This window comes from Streptomyces sp. XY431, from assembly GCF_001279805.1.
GTDB classification, from domain to species: Bacteria; Actinomycetota; Actinomycetes; order Streptomycetales; family Streptomycetaceae; genus Kitasatospora; species Kitasatospora purpeofusca.
This window is the reverse complement of sequence record NZ_LGDO01000518.1, coordinates 80,292-96,577: the sequence shown is the minus strand read 5'-3', so window position 1 is coordinate 96,577 and position 16,286 is coordinate 80,292. Positions and strand designations below refer to the sequence as shown.

Annotated in this window: 16 protein-coding genes; 5 read left to right on the top strand and 11 right to left on the bottom strand. The window is 73.5% G+C overall.

Annotated features, from left to right (window positions below):
• Positions 1-150: 150 nt before the first annotated feature.
• From ADK60_RS39380 to ADK60_RS39370, 3 genes are all read right to left on the bottom strand, one after another.
• On the bottom strand, positions 151-951 hold the full coding sequence (locus tag ADK60_RS39380) for a DUF3710 domain-containing protein (RefSeq protein ID WP_053651715.1): 801 nt from the start codon (positions 949-951) through the stop codon (positions 151-153).
• 69 nt (positions 952-1,020) lie between these two features.
• Positions 1,021-1,488, bottom strand: coding sequence for a dUTP diphosphatase (gene dut / locus ADK60_RS39375; protein ID WP_045942313.1), 468 nt, complete (start codon positions 1,486-1,488; stop codon positions 1,021-1,023).
• Positions 1,485-2,102 (bottom strand): PaaI family thioesterase, encoded by a 618-nt coding sequence (locus tag ADK60_RS39370; RefSeq protein WP_053651713.1) that lies wholly within the window; start codon positions 2,100-2,102, stop codon positions 1,485-1,487. The genes dut and ADK60_RS39370 overlap by 4 nt, the downstream gene beginning before the upstream one ends.
• A 115-nt stretch (positions 2,103-2,217) precedes the next feature.
• Here ADK60_RS39370 and ADK60_RS39365 point away from each other — a divergent pair, with 115 nt between their 5' ends.
• On the top strand, positions 2,218-2,667 hold the full coding sequence (locus ADK60_RS39365; RefSeq protein WP_478332156.1) for a DUF3093 domain-containing protein: 450 nt from the start codon (positions 2,218-2,220) through the stop codon (positions 2,665-2,667).
• A gap of 249 nt (positions 2,668-2,916) precedes the next feature.
• Here the strand turns inward: ADK60_RS39365 and ADK60_RS39360 are convergent, their stop codons facing one another.
• The 4 genes from ADK60_RS39360 to ADK60_RS39345 form a co-directional block, all read right to left on the bottom strand.
• Positions 2,917-3,216: a DUF4193 domain-containing protein gene (locus ADK60_RS39360; RefSeq protein WP_030396554.1), complete on the bottom strand. Its 300-nt coding sequence runs from the start codon at positions 3,214-3,216 to the stop codon at positions 2,917-2,919.
• A 508-nt stretch (positions 3,217-3,724) separates the two neighbouring features.
• Complete coding sequence (locus ADK60_RS39355; protein ID WP_030396555.1) at positions 3,725-4,702, bottom strand: acyl-ACP desaturase; 978 nt, start codon at positions 4,700-4,702, stop codon at positions 3,725-3,727.
• 310 nt (positions 4,703-5,012) lie between these two features.
• Entirely contained in the window at positions 5,013-6,332 is a 1,320-nt protein-coding gene (locus tag ADK60_RS39350) for a sensor histidine kinase (protein ID WP_053651692.1), read from the bottom strand.
• 54 nt (positions 6,333-6,386) lie between these two features.
• Positions 6,387-7,040, bottom strand: coding sequence for a response regulator transcription factor (locus tag ADK60_RS39345; RefSeq protein ID WP_030396557.1), 654 nt, complete (start codon positions 7,038-7,040; stop codon positions 6,387-6,389).
• Positions 7,041-7,542: 502 nt separating this feature from the next.
• Between ADK60_RS39345 and ADK60_RS39340 the strand changes: the two genes are divergently transcribed.
• The gene (locus ADK60_RS39340; protein WP_030301315.1) at positions 7,543-7,728 is read left to right on the top strand and encodes a hypothetical protein; all 186 of its coding nucleotides are present in this window, start codon (positions 7,543-7,545) and stop codon (positions 7,726-7,728) included.
• A 168-nt stretch (positions 7,729-7,896) separates the two neighbouring features.
• On the opposite strand, the gene ADK60_RS39335 is transcribed toward ADK60_RS39340, so the two are convergent.
• Together ADK60_RS39335 and ADK60_RS39330 are read right to left on the bottom strand one after the other, a co-directional pair.
• Positions 7,897-8,718, bottom strand: coding sequence for an inositol monophosphatase family protein (locus ADK60_RS39335; protein WP_053651711.1), 822 nt, complete (start codon positions 8,716-8,718; stop codon positions 7,897-7,899).
• A 57-nt stretch (positions 8,719-8,775) separates the two neighbouring features.
• Complete coding sequence (locus tag ADK60_RS39330; RefSeq protein WP_045942315.1) at positions 8,776-9,918, bottom strand: ferrochelatase; 1,143 nt, start codon at positions 9,916-9,918, stop codon at positions 8,776-8,778.
• 133 nt (positions 9,919-10,051) lie between these two features.
• Here ADK60_RS39330 and ADK60_RS39325 point away from each other — a divergent pair, with 133 nt between their 5' ends.
• Both ADK60_RS39325 and ADK60_RS39320 read left to right on the top strand, forming a co-directional pair.
• Positions 10,052-11,308 carry an MFS transporter gene (locus ADK60_RS39325; protein WP_053651691.1) on the top strand — a complete coding sequence of 419 codons (1,257 nt, stop codon included), beginning with the start codon at positions 10,052-10,054 and terminating at the stop codon, positions 11,306-11,308.
• A gap of 93 nt (positions 11,309-11,401) precedes the next feature.
• On the top strand, positions 11,402-12,724 hold the full coding sequence (locus tag ADK60_RS39320; RefSeq protein ID WP_053651689.1) for a D-arabinono-1,4-lactone oxidase: 1,323 nt from the start codon (positions 11,402-11,404) through the stop codon (positions 12,722-12,724).
• Here ADK60_RS39320 and ADK60_RS42850 read toward each other — a convergent pair.
• Positions 12,721-13,659 (bottom strand): hypothetical protein, encoded by a 939-nt coding sequence (locus ADK60_RS42850; RefSeq protein WP_079009069.1) that lies wholly within the window; start codon positions 13,657-13,659, stop codon positions 12,721-12,723. The two genes, ADK60_RS39320 and ADK60_RS42850, sit on opposite strands and share 4 nt — an antisense overlap.
• A gap of 517 nt (positions 13,660-14,176) precedes the next feature.
• Between ADK60_RS42850 and sepH the strand changes: the two genes are divergently transcribed.
• Positions 14,177-15,253 carry a septation protein SepH gene (sepH, locus tag ADK60_RS39310; protein WP_078896846.1) on the top strand — a complete coding sequence of 359 codons (1,077 nt, stop codon included), beginning with the start codon at positions 14,177-14,179 and terminating at the stop codon, positions 15,251-15,253.
• A 95-nt stretch (positions 15,254-15,348) separates the two neighbouring features.
• Here sepH and ADK60_RS39305 read toward each other — a convergent pair whose 3' ends face one another.
• The gene (locus tag ADK60_RS39305; protein WP_053651685.1) at positions 15,349-16,209 is read right to left on the bottom strand and encodes a sulfurtransferase; all 861 of its coding nucleotides are present in this window, start codon (positions 16,207-16,209) and stop codon (positions 15,349-15,351) included.
• Positions 16,210-16,286 lie beyond the last annotated feature (77 nt).

Sequence of the window (16,286 nt, the reverse complement as noted above, 5' to 3'; positions counted from 1 at the left end):
TTCCGGAGTTTCATTCAGCCGACTTCGCTTTCCGCTTGTCCCCGCTCTCTCGCGGCGACTCCGGAACTGTACGGGGACGGGACCGTCAGAAGCAAATCGCCCCCGCCCGGTGGTCCGGGCGGGGGCGATCGGCGTACTGGGGCGCTGTACTCAGCGGACCTCGGTGATCTCCGGGCCGCGGGCGAACGGGTCGATCGAGGTGCCGCCGAAGCGGTTCTCGCCCTCACCGGTGGCCGCGACGGCGCCGCCGCCGTCGGCGACCATCTGCGCGTCCTCGGGGAGCTTCAGCACGATCGGGTCGCGGGGAGCCATCGGGGTCTCGCCGCGGACGACGACCGTCTGCCGGAAGACCTGCTCCAGGATCCCGCCCATCTCGGGCTGGACGGCGGCCTGGCCGGAGATGACACCGCGCAGGAACCAGCGCGGACCGTCGCAGCCGACGAATCGCACCAGCTGCACGCCCTGCGTGCCGTCCGGCAGCTGCACCGGGACCTGGGCGCGGAGGTGCCAGCCCAGGGGGCCCTCCTCCTCCTCGACGAGGCCGCCCTGCGAGGTGATGCCGTTGGCGATCTCCTCGCGGACCTCACCCCAGATGCCCTCCGACTTGGGGGCCGCGAAGGCCTGAAGCTGGATGGCGCTGCTGCCGAGGACCAGGGTCGCGGCCACGATCGCGTCGCCGGCCACCTCGACCCGGAGCTCCATGCCCTCGACACCGGGGACCAGCAGGCCGCCGAGGTCGACGCGGCCCTCCTCCGGGTTCTCCAGCTCGGAGTGGTCCCACGGACCGTCCGGCCGCGGAGCCGGCGGCAGACCGACCCGGTCCGTCGGGTCCACGGTCACGTTCTCGCTCTCGGCGGAACCTTCAACGTCATCGGCCGTCTCGTCGGCGCTGATGGCGTCGTCGGCGAGCTGCTCGACAGCGTCCTCGCTCTTCTGGCGACGACGGAACACGGTCACTGTCCTTCCCGGTCCAAGACCGATGCGAATACCTGCTCGGCTTCCTGCGAGGCCGCGGGCAGCCTAGACCGCGGCGTGACCACCGGTCGACCCGAAGCCGCCCTCGGCCCGTGCCGACCCCGGCAGCTCGGCCACTTCGTGGAAGCGGGCCTTCTCGACCTGCTGGACGACCAGCTGGGCGATCCGGTCCCCTCGGCGGAAGCTGACCGCCTCGCGCGGATCCAGATTGACGACGATCACCTTGATCTCTCCACGGTACCCGGCATCGACCGTCCCTGGGGCGTTCACCAGAGCAACGCCGCAACGAGCTGCCAGTCCGGACCGGGGGTGGACGAACGCGGCGTAGCCGTCGGGCAACGCGACGGCGATGCCGGTGGGCAGCACCGCCCGCTCGCCGGGGGCCAGCTCCGCGTCCACGGTGGTCCGCAGGTCGGCGCCGGCGTCGCCGGGCTGCGCGTACGCGGGCAGCGGCAGCTCGGGGTCGAGCCGGCGGATCAGGACGTCGAGGGGCTCGCGGGGGGTGCTGCTCAAGGGTTCACCTCAAAGGATCGGGCGCGCTGCATCAGGTCGGGGTCGTCGAGGACCTTCTCGATGTCCTCGGGACGACCGTGCTTGGTGAAGTGTTCCAGCTTCACCTGGATGAAGAGTGCCCGTGCGCGCACGGCGACCGGGCCGTCGGGGCCACCGATCCGCGCCTCGGCGGCGCTGTAGATCTTCCGGCCGTGCGCACCGGTTATCCAGGCCCGCAGGTGCAGCGTGGAGCCGACCGGCACCGGGGACAGGAAGTCGGTCTCCAGCCGGCCGGTGACGGCGGGGACGTGCAGCAGCCAGTTGAGCGTGCCGAGGGTCTCGTCCATGGCCGTGGTCAGCAGGCCGCCGTGGGCCAGCCCGGGGCCGCCCTGGTGCTCCGGGCGGACGGTGAACTCGGCGGTGACGTCGAGGCCGGTCCCGGCGACCGCGTCGATCCGCAGTCCACCGGGGTGCTGCGGGCCGCAGCCGAAGCAGTGCTCGTAGTGGGAGCCGAGGCTGGTGCCGGGGGCCGGGGCCTCGGGCGCGCGCGGCGGGAGGACGGCCTCCGGCGGGGGCGTCGCGGGCGACGCCGGGTGGGCCGGGGGCGCGGACTCGCTGGGGACGGCGGGGGTCAGGGGCGCGGTGGGGGCAGTCGAACCGGTCACGGCGCCCCACCCTACCGACCGGTAGCCGTGCCGGGAGCGGGGGTTGCGTCCGGAGCCCGGTGTATCGACGCCCACAATGGGGGGCATGTACGACGAACGCCTCACCGCGCCGCGCTCCTGGTGGCTGTTCCCGGTCCTGCTCGGCCTCACGCTCGCCCTGATCCTGCTGCGGGTCAGCGCGGTGGGCGCCCTGGTCGGGCTGGTGGTCGGCATCGCCGCCGGCGCCGCCGCGATCAACAGTTACGGCTCCGCCCGGATCCGGGTGGTCCAGGGCTCCCTGGTGGCCGGCACGGCCCGGATCCCGGTGGACGCCCTCGGCTCCGCCCACGCGCTCGGTCCGGCCGAGGCCGCCGCCTGGCGCGGCCCCAAGGCCGACCCGCGGGCCTTCATGCTGCTGCGCAGCTACGTGCCGACCGCGCTCCGGGTCGAGGTCAGCGATCCGGCCGACCCGACGCCCTACCTCTACCTCTCCACCCGCTCGCCGATGAAGCTCGCCGAGGCCCTGGAAGAGGCCCGCCGGAACACCCGCGCCTGAGCGGGACCCCACCGGGGAACGCCCGGTCCGGTCCGGGAAAGACGGACGGGAAAGTCGGAAAGGGACGGTACCGCCTCGCGGTACCGTCCCTCGGCGTCTCCGGGAGACGCGTTTCCATCCGTCCGTATGACTGGTGCGTCCGTCGGGACGGACGCCGGAGCTGCCGTCCGGCCCCGCTGCCCGGGGCCGGAAGGGGCGTCGCACCGGTCTCGCGGACACCGCGAGGCCCGAGTCATGACGCCCTGGTCCTCAGGCGCCGCAGTCCCGGCAGATCGGGTTGCCGTTCTTCTCGCTGTACAGCTGGCTGCGGTGGTGGACCAGGAAGCAACTCATGCAGGTGAACTCGTCGGCCTGCCGCGGCAGCACCCGGACGGAGAGTTCCTCGTTCGAGAGGTCCGCGCCGGGGAGCTCCATGCCCTCGGCCGCCTCGAACTCGTCGACGTCGACCGCGTTGCCGCCCTTGTCGTTCCTGCGGGCCTTGAGCTCCTCGATGCTGTCCTCGTTGAGCTCATCGTCGGTCTTGCGTGGGGTGTCGTAGTCGGTAGCCATTTTTCGCTCTCCCCCTCCGGGTTGTGCGGTGTGTGCGGTATCTCCAGCGCACGTAACGCATGGGGGGTCGGTCTTGTGCCCGACCCGAGGCGGAGATTTTGCCTTACTTCAAGCCCTGTTACTCAATCGACACTCAGCCGGGGGTCCGCCGGGATGATCCACTTGGGCCCTCGACGCCTCACCCAGGGCCATCGCCGGAGCGCGTCGGCGAGCGCCCGACGGACACGCTCCGTGAGCGAAGGTCCGCCGTGCGCCCGCCAATTCCCTTGCCCACCAGGGCGGAGAGCCAATCCTTCGCCCCGCCTCCGATCGCCGTTCCGCTCACGGACGGCGATCGGAGCGATCGGGACGATGATCACTCTCCGGGGTCGCCCCATCCCCTGGAGCGACACGGTGTGAGCTTGGTCACGTTCACCCCCGGGCCGGGCAAAACATGGAAAATCCGCCCAAGCCAGTACGTCTGCCGCAGCCCCCGTCGGAGCCTCCGGAGGGGCGCCCGCCGCCGCGCCTACTGCTTCCGGGCCGCGATCCGCGCCAGCCGGGCCGCCTGCCGCTCGTCGAACTTGGTCGCCTGGGCGTCCAGTCCGTCGAGGAAGACGCCGAGCTCCTCCTGGGCCCGCAGGCCCTCGGGGCCGAGGCCCCCGATCTCCATCACCTTGAGGTGGCGCAGCACGGGCTGCAGCACGTCGTCGTGGTGGATGCGGAGGTTGTAGACGCCGCCGAGGGCGATCTGGGCGGCCGCCCGCTCGAAGCCGGGGATGCCGTGGCCCGGCATCCGGAAGTCGGTCACCACGTCGGCGACGGCGCGCATGGCCTGGTCGGGGGCGATCTCCAGAGCGGCCTTCAGCAGGTTGCGGTAGAAGACCATGTGCAGGTTCTCGTCGTTGGCGATCTTCGCGAGCAGCTGGTCCGCCAGCGGGCAGCCGGCGTAGTGGCCGGTGTTGCGGTGCGAGATGCGGGTGGCGAGCTCCTGGAAGGCCACGTAGGCGACCGACTGCAGCATGCTGTGCGCGTTGTCGGACACGAAGCCCTCCGACATGTGGGACATCCGCGCCCGCTCCAGCTCGTCCGGGTCGACGGCCCGGGTGGTGAGCAGGTAGTCGCGAATGGCTATGCCGTGCCGCCCCTCCTCCGCCGTCCAGCGGTGCACCCACGTCCCCCAGGCGCCCTCGCGGCCGAACATGGTCGCGATCTCGTGGTGGTAGCTCGGGAGGTTGTCCTCGGTGAGCAGGTTGACCACCAGCGAGACCCGGCCGAGCGGGGTCACCTTGGAGTCGCCGGGCTCCCAGGCCTCGCCGCCCAGCACACCGGGGAAGTCGCGCCCCCGGCTCCAGGGCACGAACTCGTGCGGCATCCACTCCTTGGCGACCTTGAGGTGTCGGTCGAGCTCCTTCTCGACGACCTCTTCGAGGGCCAGGATCAGTCGCGCGTCGGTCCAGGCGCTCGAACCGAGCGAGGTACTGCGCTGCACGGGGGCGATGGTCACGGATCTGGCTCCTGGGGGAGGTCACGCGCCGGAGGAGCGCGTTGGACGGGCACACCGGAGTACTGGGCAGCCGCACTTACGGTTGCGTAGGTTACGACACCGTAAGTTGCCCGGACCGGAAAAGACAAGCCGCCCCCGCCAGGGCTTATGTCGTCTTGACAGGCCTGGCGGGGGCGGCTGGGAACGGTCGGCGTACGGAGGTCGCCCGCCCCGGGCGGCGGACGGGCCCCAGGAGGGCCGTGAGGGGGTCGTGACGGCTCCGGGAGCCGTCCGGTGGGCCCGGGTGCGGGAGGGCGTCCGGGGGCGCCCGCTAGATGCCGGGGATGCGCACGCGCATGGTGAGGCCGCCGCCGGCGCGCGGGGTCGCCTCGATGGTGCCGTTGTGCGCCCGGACCACCGAGCGGACGATCGAGAGGCCGAGGCCGACCCCCTTGTCGCTGCGGGTGCGGTCGGCGCCCTTGACCCGGCGGAACGGCTCGAAGATGTGCTCCAGCTCGTAGCCGGGCACCACCGGGCCGGTGTTGGAGACCACCAGCTCGCCGCCGCCGGGGACCGGGGCGGTGGTGATCTCGACCCAGCCGTCCGGGGAGTTGTAGCGGACGGCGTTCTGGAGCAGGTTGAGCGCGATCCGCTCCAGCAGGATGCCGTTGCCGGCGACCATCGCCGGGTGCAGCGAGGCGCGCAGGTCGACCTCGCGCTTCACGGCCTCGGCCCTGGTCTGCTCCAGCGCCCGGGTGGCGGCCTCGGACAGCTCCACCGGGCGGCGGTCGGTCAGCTCGTTGTCGCTGCGGGCGAGCAGCAGCAGGCCCTCGACCAGCTGCTCGCTGCGCTCGTTGGTGGCCAGCAGGGTCTTGCCGAGCTGCTGGAGGTCGGCCGAGGCCGCCGGGTCGGAGAGCTGGACCTCCAGCAGGGTGCGGTTGATCGCCAGCGGGGTTCGCAGTTCGTGCGAGGCGTTGGCGACGAAGCGGCGCTGGGAGTCGAAGGACCGGTCCAGCCGCTCCAGCATGTCGTCGAAGGTGTCCGCGAGCTCCTTGAGCTCGTCGTCCGGGCCGTCCAGCTCGATCCGCCGGTGCAGGTCGGAGGACGCCACCTCGCGGGCGGTACGGGTGATCCGGCCGAGCGGGCGCAGCACCCGGCCGGCCATCGCGTAGCCGGCCGCGAAGGCGATCGCGGCCAGGCAGACCAGCATGGTGAGGGTCTTGCGCAGCAGCAGGTTGAGCGCGGTGTTGGCCTGGTTCGACTGGTAGGCGTCCAGCCAGTTGTTGAAGCTTTGGGCCGACATCTGCTGCCCGTCCGGGGTGATGAAGGTGAACGGCACCTCGGAGCGGAGCGTGATGTTCGGCAGCTGGGTGTCGCGGAATCCCTGCCGCACGAAGACGTACATCAGCAGCAGCAGCACCACCCCGGCCATCAGGAACATCCCGCCGTAGAGCAGGGTGAGCCGGATCCGGATGGTGGGGCGGAAGGGCAGCCAGGCGAGCATGCCGTCGCCGGGCACGTAGCTCTCGGGCTGGTGCAGTCGGGGGGCGCGCGGCGGGTGCGGGGGCCTGGGCGGAACGGGCGTGCCGGGCACGGCGCGCCCGCCGGAGGGCGCGCCGGAGGGCCCGCCGGCCGAGGGCGGGGTGGTCATGATGGTCCTCTCGGGGCGTCCGCCGGGGCGGGCGCGGGGTGGGGGCGGGTCCGGTCAGATCCGGTAGCCGGAACCGGGCACGGTGACGATCACCGGCGGGTCGCCGAGCTTGCGGCGCAGGGTCATCACGGTGACGCGGACGACGTTGGTGAACGGGTCGGTGTGCTCGTCCCAGGCCTTCTCGAGCAGCTGCTCGGCGGAGACGACGGCACCGCCGGCCCGCATCAGCACCTCCAGGACGGCGAATTCCTTGGGGGCGAGCTGGACCGGGCGGCCGTCCCGGATGACCTCGCGGCGGCCCGGGTCGACCGAGATGCCGGCCCGCTCCAGGATCGGGGGCAGCGGGACGGTGGCACGGCGGCCCAGCGCGCGGACCCGGGCGACGAGTTCGCTGAAGGCGAACGGCTTCGGGAGGTAGTCGTCCGCCCCGATCTCCAGGCCCTCGACCCGGTCGCTGATGTCGCCGGAGGCGGTCAGCATGATCACCCGGGTGGCGAGGCCCTGCTCGACGACGCTGCGGCAGACGTCGTCGCCGTGCACCAGCGGCAGGTCGCGGTCGAGGACGACCACGTCGTAGTCGTTGACCGCGATGCGCTGGAGCGCGGCCTCCCCGTCGTACACCACGTCGACGGCCATCGCCTCGCGGCGCAGACCCGTGGCGACTGCCTCGGCGAGCAACTGCTCGTCCTCGACGACGAGAACCCGCACGGTCGTTGTCCCTTCTCCAGGCCGGCCCCGGAGGCGGACGCACGGCTCCGACGGTGGCTCCATCCTGCCTGGTCCTGCGGTAAAGCAGCGATAAGCTGCCCCGGAGGCAGGTCCGCCCGCAGGTGGCGCCGGGCGCGCGGCGGGTCCGCGGCCGGGGTCCGCACCAGGGTCCGCCGCCGGGGTTCGTGGCGGGGTTCGTGGCGGGAACAGTCCGATTGGACTGTGACGCGGGCAACTTTCTCGCGGCGGGAGGTTTCCCCGCCCCGGGGGCGGGGAGGACAGCTGCACACCCGCGATCCGGTTTCTGAGCCGATCGCACCCACCCGCCGTGCGTTCATCCGCGCCGGCCCTGGGACTCGGGGCGTCACGGGAGCGGCCGAGGGCCGTCTCCGCGCCCGACCGGACATCTTCACCGAACCGGATCGGACGCTTCCGCTGGCTACCGCACACCTGGGGCAGGGGGCGCACGACCGTGCACGTCCGACACAGTAAGGGGGCCCGTATGGACGCCTTCACCGCCGGAATCCTGCAGCGCATCGCCAACGCCGAGCAGGACCTGCACCGCGCGATCGAGGCCGGGGACGAGTTCCTCGCCGAGGTGGAACAGTCCGAGCTGGACGATCTGCGCCGTCTCGCCGCCGAGCACGGCGTGGACACGGTGCTGGAACGCCACCGCACCGCCGCCTGATCCTCCGACCGCCCGACCCGTCGCCGGACCTCCGGCACCAGCGGCCCTACGGGGGCCGTGCGAAAACCCAGGCCCTGGCATCCCCCGTATGTCAGGGCTCTTCGCTGCCCGGGCGTCCCCCGCCGGGTCCGCCCGGGAAGGGCGGCCCGACGGGGGAACCGGTCCGGGTCACCCGGTGGGCGCCGCCCGGTCCGCCCAGGCGCGCAGGGCGGCCAGCCGCTCCTGGAGCGGCTCGTACACCCCGGGCGCGGCGGCCACGGTCAGCTCGCCGTCCGGGCCGTGCCCGGGGCGGCCGCCGACCAGGGCGCCGGCCTCGGCCGCGATCAGGCAGCCCGCCGCCCGGTCCCAGGGGGCCAGGCCGCGCTCGTAGTAGCCGTCCAGCCGGCCCGCCGCGACGTCGCAGAGGTCCACGGCCGCGGCGCCGGCCCGGCGGATGTCGCGCACCTCCGACATCAGGGCGAGCACCACCTCGGCCTGCCGCACCCGCACCTCCCGGACGTAGGCGAAACCGGTGCCGATCAGCGCCTGGCCCCACGGCGGCGCCGGGCGGGTGGAGAGCGGCTGCCCGTCCCGGTGCGCCCCGCGACCGATCACGGCGTGGAACAGCTCGCCGCGAGCCGGGGCGTACACCACCCCGACCACCGCGCGCCCGTCCAGCTCGGCGGCCACACTGACCGCCCAGGAGGGCAGCCCGTACAAGTAGTTGACAGTGCCGTCCAGCGGGTCGACGACCCAGCGCACACCGCTGGTACCGGGCCGTTCGGCGCCCTCCTCGCCGAGGTAGCCGTCCTCGGGCCGGCGGGCCGTGATCAGTTCCAGGACGAGCTTCTCCGAGGCCAGGTCCATCTCGGTCACCACGTCGACCGGGCTGCTCTTGGTGCCGGCCACACCGAGGTCGGCGGGCCGGCCGTCGAGCAGCAGCGCCCCGGCCCGGCGGGCGGCGTCCAGGGCGACGTCGAGCAGCTCGTCGAGCAGGGCGGGGTCGGGCACGGCGGGGCTGGACACGGTCTTCTCCTCCGGGACGGGGCGGTCGGTGCTCGGCGGCGGTCAGTGCTCGGCAGCGGCCGGGCGGGGTGCGCGCGGGTTGGGGCAGCAGGCCACCGCGCAGACGTCGTGGCTGGGGCCGAGGGCGCCCAGGGCGCAGCGGGACACCGGCTCGCCGCGCTCGGCGGCGGCCCGCTCCAGGACGAGTTCGCGGACGGCGGCGGTGAACCGGGGGTCGGCCCCGACGGTGGCGGCCCGGGCGACCGGCAGGCCCAGTTCGGCGGCCCTGGCCGTCGCCTCGGTGTCGAGGTCGTACTTGACCTCCATGTGGTCGGAGACGAAGCCGATCGGGACCATCACCACGGCCGGGGCGCCGTCGGCGTGCTGCGCCTCCAGGTGGTCGCAGATGTCGGGTTCCAGCCACGGGATGTGCGGGGCGCCGCTGCGGCTCTGGAAGACCAGCTCCCAGGGGCGGTCCGCGACTCCGGTGCGCCCGGCGACGGCGTCGGCGACCAGCCGGGCCACGTCCAGGTGCTGGGCGACGTAGGCGCCGCCGGGGCGGCCCCGGGCCGGGTCGTCCGGGGCGCCGGAGGTCTCGGCCATGGCGTCCGGGATCGAGTGGGTGGTGAACGCCAGCCGGGCGCCGGCCCTGGCCTCCTCGGGCAGCCGGTCCAGGGCGGCCAGGGTGGCCTCGGTCATCGGCTCGACGAAGCCGGGGTGGTTGTAGAAGTGCCGCAGCTTGTCGACCCGGAGCTCCGGCAGGCCCTCGGCGGCCAGGGCGGCCAGCGCGTCGGCGAGGTTCTCCCGGTACTGGCGGCAGCCGGAGTACCCGGCGTAGGCGCTGGTGGCGAGGACGGCGATCCGGCGGTGCCCGTCGGCGGCCAGCTCGCGCAGGGTGTCGACCAGGTAGGGCGCCCAGTTCCGGTTGCCCCAGTAGACCGGCAGGTCGAGGCCGTGCTCGGCGAAGTCCTTGCGCAGCGCGGCCAGCAGTTCGCGGTTCTGCTCGTTGATCGGGCTGACGCCGCCGAACAGGAAGTAGTGCTTGCCCACTTCCCGGAGCCGTTCCTTGGGGATCCCCCGGCCCCGGGTGACGTTCTCCAGGAACGGCACGACGTCCTCGGGGGCCTCGGGCCCGCCGAAGGAGAGCAGCAGCAGGGCGTCGTACGGGGCGGCGCCGGTGCGGGAGGTGTTGCGCGCGTCGGACATGGGACCGATCCTGCCACTGTGGGCCCGGGGGCCGATGCCGGGACGGCGCCCGGTGTCCGGAAAATACCGATTGCCAAGGTTCGTAAGCTGTCGTTACCAGCCTCGTCCCTTACCCCCGATTTGCGGAGCTCCCGTGCTGTCCAGCTACCGCCAGATATTCGCCGCCCCCGGCACTCTGGCCTTCTCGTCCAGCGGCTTCATAGCCAGGTTGCCGATCTCGATGACCGGCATCGGCATCGTCACGATGCTCTCCCAGCTGAGAGGCTCCTACGGCATCGCGGGCCTGGTGTCGGCGACGCTGGCGGTCTCGGCGGCGGTCCTGGGGCCGATGGTCTCCTGGCTGGTGGACCGGCACGGGCAGCGCCGGGTCGCCGTGCCGGCGACCGTCATCACGATCGCCGCCGCGACCGGACTGCTGCTCTGCGCCCACTTCTCGGCGCCGACCTGGACGCTGTTCGTCTTCGCCGTCGGCATGGGCGGGATGCCCAGCACCGGCGCCATGGTCCGCGCGCGCTGGGCGCACCTCTACCGGGACGAGGCGCCGAAGCTGCACACGGCCTACTCCTTCGAGGCGGTGGTCGACGAGGTCTGCTTCATCGTCGGCCCGATCCTGTCGATCGGACTGGCCACCGCGGTCTTCCCCGAGGCGGGCGTCCTGCTCGCCGGGATCTTCCTCGCCGTCGGCATCGCCCTGTTCACCGCCCAGCGGCGGACCGAGCCGCCGCTGCATCCCGCGCACACCCACACCGGCCGCAGCGCGATCCTGAACGGCGGCCTGATCGTCCTGGTGCTGACCTTCGTCGCCACCGGGGCGATCTTCGGCTCGGTCGAGGTGGTGACCGTGGCCTACGCCGAGGACCAGGGCCACAAGGCGATCTCCAGCGTGATCCTGGCGCTCTGGGCACTCGGCTCCTGCATGGCCGGCTTCGTGTTCGGCACCCTGAAGCTCACCGGGTCGATGGCGAGCCGCTTCTTCGGCGGGGTGGTCTTCATGGCGGTCAGCATGGTGCCGCTGCTGCTGGTCGCCGAGTCGGTGAGCGGCGTCGGCGGCCTGGTCGCGGTCGGCGGCGCGCTGCTGATCGCGGGCATCGCCATCTCCCCCACCCTGATCACCGCGATGGCCCTGGTCGAGCGGCTGGTCCCGCCCGCCCAGCTGACCGAGGGCATGACCTGGACGACCACCGGGCTGGCGATCGGTGTCGCGGTCGGCTCCTCGGTCGGCGGCTGGACGGTCGACGCCGCGGGAGCGGCCGCCGGCTACTGGGTGCCGCTGACCGCCGGGGTGTTCGGCGTGCTGACGGCGGCGGCCGGACTCAAGCGGCTGCGGGCCGGGCTGGACGCCGAGCCGGGCAGTCCCGCGTCCGCCGAAACCGTGGACCTCGGACGCTGACCTGCCTTACCCTCCTCCCTACCTGCGGCCTACCCGCGGGTAGGGATTGAGGTGAGCCGACACCCGTTCGGCCACGGAGCAGGAGGCGCCGCAATGCCCCAGGCCAGTACCGCGACCCGCACCCGCTGGACCAACTGGGCGGGCAACCAGAGCACCGTCCCCGCCCGGGTGGTCACCCCCGGCAGTGCGGAGGAACTGGCCAAGGAGATCCTGCGCGCCGCCGACCGGGGCGAGACCGTCAAGGCGGTCGGTGCCGGCCACTCCTTCACCGCGATCGCCTCCGCCGGCCACGGAGTCCTGGTCCGGCCGCAGGGCCTGACCGCCGTGCGCGGGATCGACCACGAGAACGGCACCGTCACCGTCGAGGCCGGACTCCCGCTGCACCGGCTCAACCGGCTGCTCGCCGCCGCGGGCCTCTCGCTCACCAACATGGGCGACATCGAGGTGCAGACCGTGGCGGGCGCCACCAGCACCGGCACCCACGGCACCGGCCGGGACTCCGGGTCGCTGGCCGCCCAGATCCGCGGGCTGGAGATCGTGCTCGCCGACGGAAGCGTCCGGCACTGCTCCCCCACCGAGAACCCGGAGCTGTTCGAGGCCGCCCGGCTCGGCCTCGGCGCGCTCGGCGTGATCACCGCGCTCACCCTCGCCGTAGAACCGGCCTTCCTGCTCACCGCGCACGAACAGCCGATGCGCTTCGGCGAGGTGCTGCACCGGCTGGACGACCTCACCGCCGTCAACGAGCACTTCGAGTTCTACTGGTTCCCGCACACCGACCGCTGCTCCACCAAGCGCAACAACCGCAGCCAGGGCCCGGCCGCGCCGCTGCCCCGGTTCAAGGAGTGGCTGGAGGACGACTTCCTCTCCAACACCGTCTGGGAGGGCGCCTGCCGGGTCGGGCGCCGCTTCCCCGCCTCGGTGCCGACGATCGCCGCGCTGGCCAGCCGCGCCTGGTCGGACCGCAGCTACACCGACGCCGCCCACCGGGTCTTCACCAGCCCCCGCAAGGTGCGCTTCGTCGAGATGGAGTACGCGGTGCCGCGCGCCTCGGTGGGCGAGGTGCTGCGCGAACTGCGGGCCATGGTCGAGCGGTCCCGCTGGCGGATCAGCTTCCCGGTCGAGGTGCGGTTCGCCCCGGCCGACGAGGTCTGGCTCTCCACCGCCCACGGCCGGGACACCGCGTACATCGCCGTCCACCTCTACCGGGGCACCGCGGAGCAGGGGTACTTCACGGCGGTGGAGCGGCTGATGACCGAGCACGGCGGCCGGCCGCACTGGGGCAAGCTGCACTCCCGGGACGCCGAGTACCTCGCCGGGGTCTACCCGCGCTTCGCGGAGTTCACCGCGCTGCGCGACGAGCTCGATCCGGACCGCCGCTTCGGCAACGACTACCTGCGCCGGGTGCTGGGCGCCTAGGAGCCCTGGGACGCCTGGGGTGCCTGAGGCGCCTTGGGCGTCCCCGCCGGCTCCGGGGCCGGCGGGGGGACGACGGCGGTGCTCGGCTCCGGGGGCTTCGGGGTCGCGCCGCCGGACGGCTTCGCGGAGGCGCTCCCGCCGCCGGACGGCGCCGAGGGCGTGGCCGACGCGGACGGCTCGCCCGAGGGGCGGGCCGAGGGGGTGCCGGAGGCCGGCGCGGACGGCGTCGCACCGGAGCCGCCCGACGCACCGGAGGACGGGGAGGCCGTCGGGGCGGAGGACGGACCCTCCCCCTCCGCGCCCGGACGGGCGCCGGGACTCGGCCGCCCGGAGGCGCCGCCGTCCCGGCCGGCGGAGGGCGAGGGCACGGCGGCCGGCCCGGAGGGCGGTGCGTCGCCCGACGGCTTGCGGTCGACCCGGCCGCCCAGCGAGGTGCCGGTGCCCGACTCGCCCTGGACCGTCGCCGACACCGGCCGGCCGGTCGCGAGCTCGAAGGCGAGGATCGGCACCATCGCGACCGTGAACACCAGGGCCGAGACGGCCGCGTATGTCCGCCGGCTCCACCGGCGCCGCGCCCGGACCACCCGCGGTGTGCTCCACTCGGCCGGACCCGGCGGCGGGGCCGGGTCGGCCCGGTCCGGCTCCGGTGCCTGCCGCAGCCCGTTCGCCAGCTGCCCCGGACCGGCGGTGCGGTCGACCACGCCGCGCAGCTGTTCCCCGGTGCGCCGGAAGAGGTGCTGGAACAGCGCCCCACCGGTGGTCGCGCCGATGCTCACCACCGCCGCGCCGAGAATGGTTCCGTACACCCCGAGTTCGGACGCGAGCACCGCCCCCACCACGGTGGCCAGCGCGCTGGCGGCGACCTGAGTCCCACTCAGATCAATTCGCCTGCGACCTTCCTCCGTTCCACCCCGTTCGGGCTTCTGCTCCGGCATCGACATCCCTCGCGTCCGTACGACTGTCCTTCGAACAAGTCACTCCATCCTGCCCAAAGAAGGACACAAGGGGCGAAAATGCGGTTCTCTGCGAGAGATATATGTGAAGATGATCACCGTGCGGCGGTCGATCCTCGGCCATTGGGGTCGTGCGCTCTTGAGATTCCCGTGAATCGCGGGAGACTTGAGCGGCGAGCCGCCCCTTCGGATGCCACGAATGGAGTACTGTTCGTAAAGCCTGAGCCCAGGTCGACTTGTCGACTGCCTATCAACCGGCAGCTTGACAAGGAGCGGTGGCCCAGGCGCGCACGGCGACAACCGGTCCCGGATCGTCGCGTTACTCCACGTGCGAGGACGGTCGGGGCACCCAGGCGCGACGTCGACGGATGACGTGGCAAAAAGGCAACCGTGCCACAGCGGCGTGGCCGGGCGTAAGCCCGACACGCCGGGGAACTCAGCAAGGTTGTGGCCAGTCGCCAGTGGGCAGGCCACACTCAGTACGGGAGCAGCGACGCAGGTGACGTCGGCAGGCACCACCCGGGAGGTAACCGTGCCCGAACTGCGGGTTGTGGCCGTCAGCAACGACGGCACACGGCTGGTGCTCAAGGCTGCCGACAGCACGGAGTACACCCTCCCCATCGACGAGCGGCTCCGGGCCGCCATCCGTGGTGACCGGCCACGCCTCGGCCAGATCGAGATCGAGGTCGAGAGCCACCTCCGCCCCCGGGACATCCAGGCGCGGATACGAGCCGGTGCCTCCGCCGAGGAGGTCGCGCAGGCCGCCGGCATCTCCGTCGACCGGGTCCGCCGCTTCGAGGGTCCGGTGCTGGCCGAGCGCGCCTTCATGGCCGAGCGGGCCCGCAAGACCGCGATCCGCCGGCACGGCGAGGCCCCCGGCCCGCAGCTGGGCGAGGCGGTGTCCGAGCGGCTGGCGCTGCGCGGCGCCGAGAAGGAGACCGAGCGCTGGGACTCCTGGCGGCGCGACGACGGCACCTGGGAGGTCATCCTCTCCTACCGCGCCGACGGCGAGGGCCGCAGCGCGGCCTGGACGTACGACCCGCCCCGGCGACTGGTGCAGCCCAACGACGACGAGGCCCGCGCGCTGATCGGCGAATCGGTCGAGCGCGAGGAGGATTCGGTCTTCCCGTTCATCCCGCGGATCGCCCGGCTCCCCCACGACCGCCCGCTGCGCCCGATGATCGACCGGCCCTCGGCGGACCGGATCATGTCGGCCCGCGAGGTCCGGGAGTCCCGCGAGGCGACGGCCGAGTCCCGGGACTCGCTGACCAGCCTGCTGGACGTGGTGCCCGCCTTCCGCGGCGACCTCGCGGTCGGCGCGCCGCCGCCGATCGAACCGGTCCCCGCCGAGGTGGCCGAGGAGGAGGCGGAGCCCGCAGCGGCCGCCCCGGCGGTCGGCGCCGGCTCGGCGTACGCGGACATCCTGATGCCCCGGGCGGTGGCACCGCACCGGGAGCGGCTGGTCGGCACCACCGACCGCCAGGCCGAGGCCGACGGCGTGCGGCCCGGGCGCCGGGCCACCGTGCCGAGCTGGGACGAGATCGTCTTCGGCAGCCGGCGCAAGAAGCAGGAGTAGCACCGCGGTAGAGCAGGGCCTCGGAACAGCAGGACCGCAGAGCGGTGCGAAGGCGCGGACGACCCCGGTCGTCCGCGCCTTCGGCGTCCGCGGGCTCAGCCGGGCCGGTCGGTGACGGCGACCGGGCGGACCGTGTCACTGGACCACTCGCTCCACGAGCCCGGGTAGAGGGTGGCCGGCAGACCGGCCACCGCCAGCGCCAGGATCTGGTGCGCGGCCGTCACTCCGGAGCCGCAGTAGACGGCGGTGTCCCGCTCCCCCGCGCCCAGCTCCCGGAACCGGGCGGCGAGTTCGGCGGCCGGGCGGAAACGGCCGTCCGGGCCGACGTTCTCGGTGGTCGGCGCGGAGACCGCGCCGGGGATGTGACCGGCGCGCGGGTCGATCGGCTCGGTCTCGCCCCGGTAGCGCTCCCCCGCCCGGGCGTCCAGCAGCAGCGCCTCCCGGGCCCAGGCCGCGGCGCCGTCCGCGTCCACCACCGGCAGCTGCCCCGGGACCGGCTTGAAGTCGCCGTCCCCGGCGGGCGGCACCTCGGTGGTGACCGGCAGACCGGCCTCCTGCCAGGCCGCGAAGCCCCCGTCCAGCACCCGGACGTCCGGGTGGCCGGCCCAGCGCAGCAGCCACCAGGCGCGGGCGGCGGCCAGCGAGGTGGCGCCGTCGTAGACCACCACCGGGCGGTCGGCCGAGACGCCGAGGCGGCGCAGCGCGGCGCCGAACTCCTCCGGGTCGGGCAGCGGGTGGCGGCCGCCGCGCCCGGGCGGGCCGGCCGGGGCGGCGAGGTCGGTGTCGAGGGCGACGAAGCGGGCGCCGGGCAGATGGCCGGCGGTGTAGTCCTCGATGCCGGGCGGACCGCCGAGCTGCCAGCGCACATCGAGCAGGAGCGGCGGGCGCCCGGAGTCGAGCGACTCCCGCAAACCGGTCACCGACACCAGCGGGGAGTCATCGTGATTGGTGGTCATGGCGGTCATTCTGGCGCAGGGCCGGGCCGCCCGGCGGGGTGGCGCACTTTGTGCGCTCTTTGCCGGATTTTCCGCGC

Bases quoted from the DNA above. Each gene is read 5' to 3' on its own strand.
- ADK60_RS39330 (WP_045942315.1), bottom strand. From the start codon at position 9,918: ATGTCCGACGCGCGCAACACCTCCCGCACCGGCGCCGCCCCGTACGAC.
- ADK60_RS39305 (WP_053651685.1), bottom strand. From the start codon at position 16,209: ATGACCACCAATCACGATGACTCCCCGCTGGTGTCGGTGACCGGTTTG.
- ADK60_RS42850 (WP_079009069.1), bottom strand. From the start codon at position 13,659: ATGCCGGAGCAGAAGCCCGAACGGGGTGGAACGGAGGAAGGTCGCAGG.
- ADK60_RS39340 (WP_030301315.1), top strand. From the start codon at position 7,543: ATGGACGCCTTCACCGCCGGAATCCTGCAGCGCATCGCCAACGCCGAG.
- ADK60_RS39320 (WP_053651689.1), top strand. From the start codon at position 11,402: ATGCCCCAGGCCAGTACCGCGACCCGCACCCGCTGGACCAACTGGGCG.
- ADK60_RS39350 (WP_053651692.1), bottom strand. From the start codon at position 6,332: ATGACCACCCCGCCCTCGGCCGGCGGGCCCTCCGGCGCGCCCTCCGGC.
- ADK60_RS39365 (WP_478332156.1), top strand. From the start codon at position 2,218: ATGTACGACGAACGCCTCACCGCGCCGCGCTCCTGGTGGCTGTTCCCG.
- ADK60_RS39360 (WP_030396554.1), bottom strand. From the start codon at position 3,216: ATGGCTACCGACTACGACACCCCACGCAAGACCGACGATGAGCTCAAC.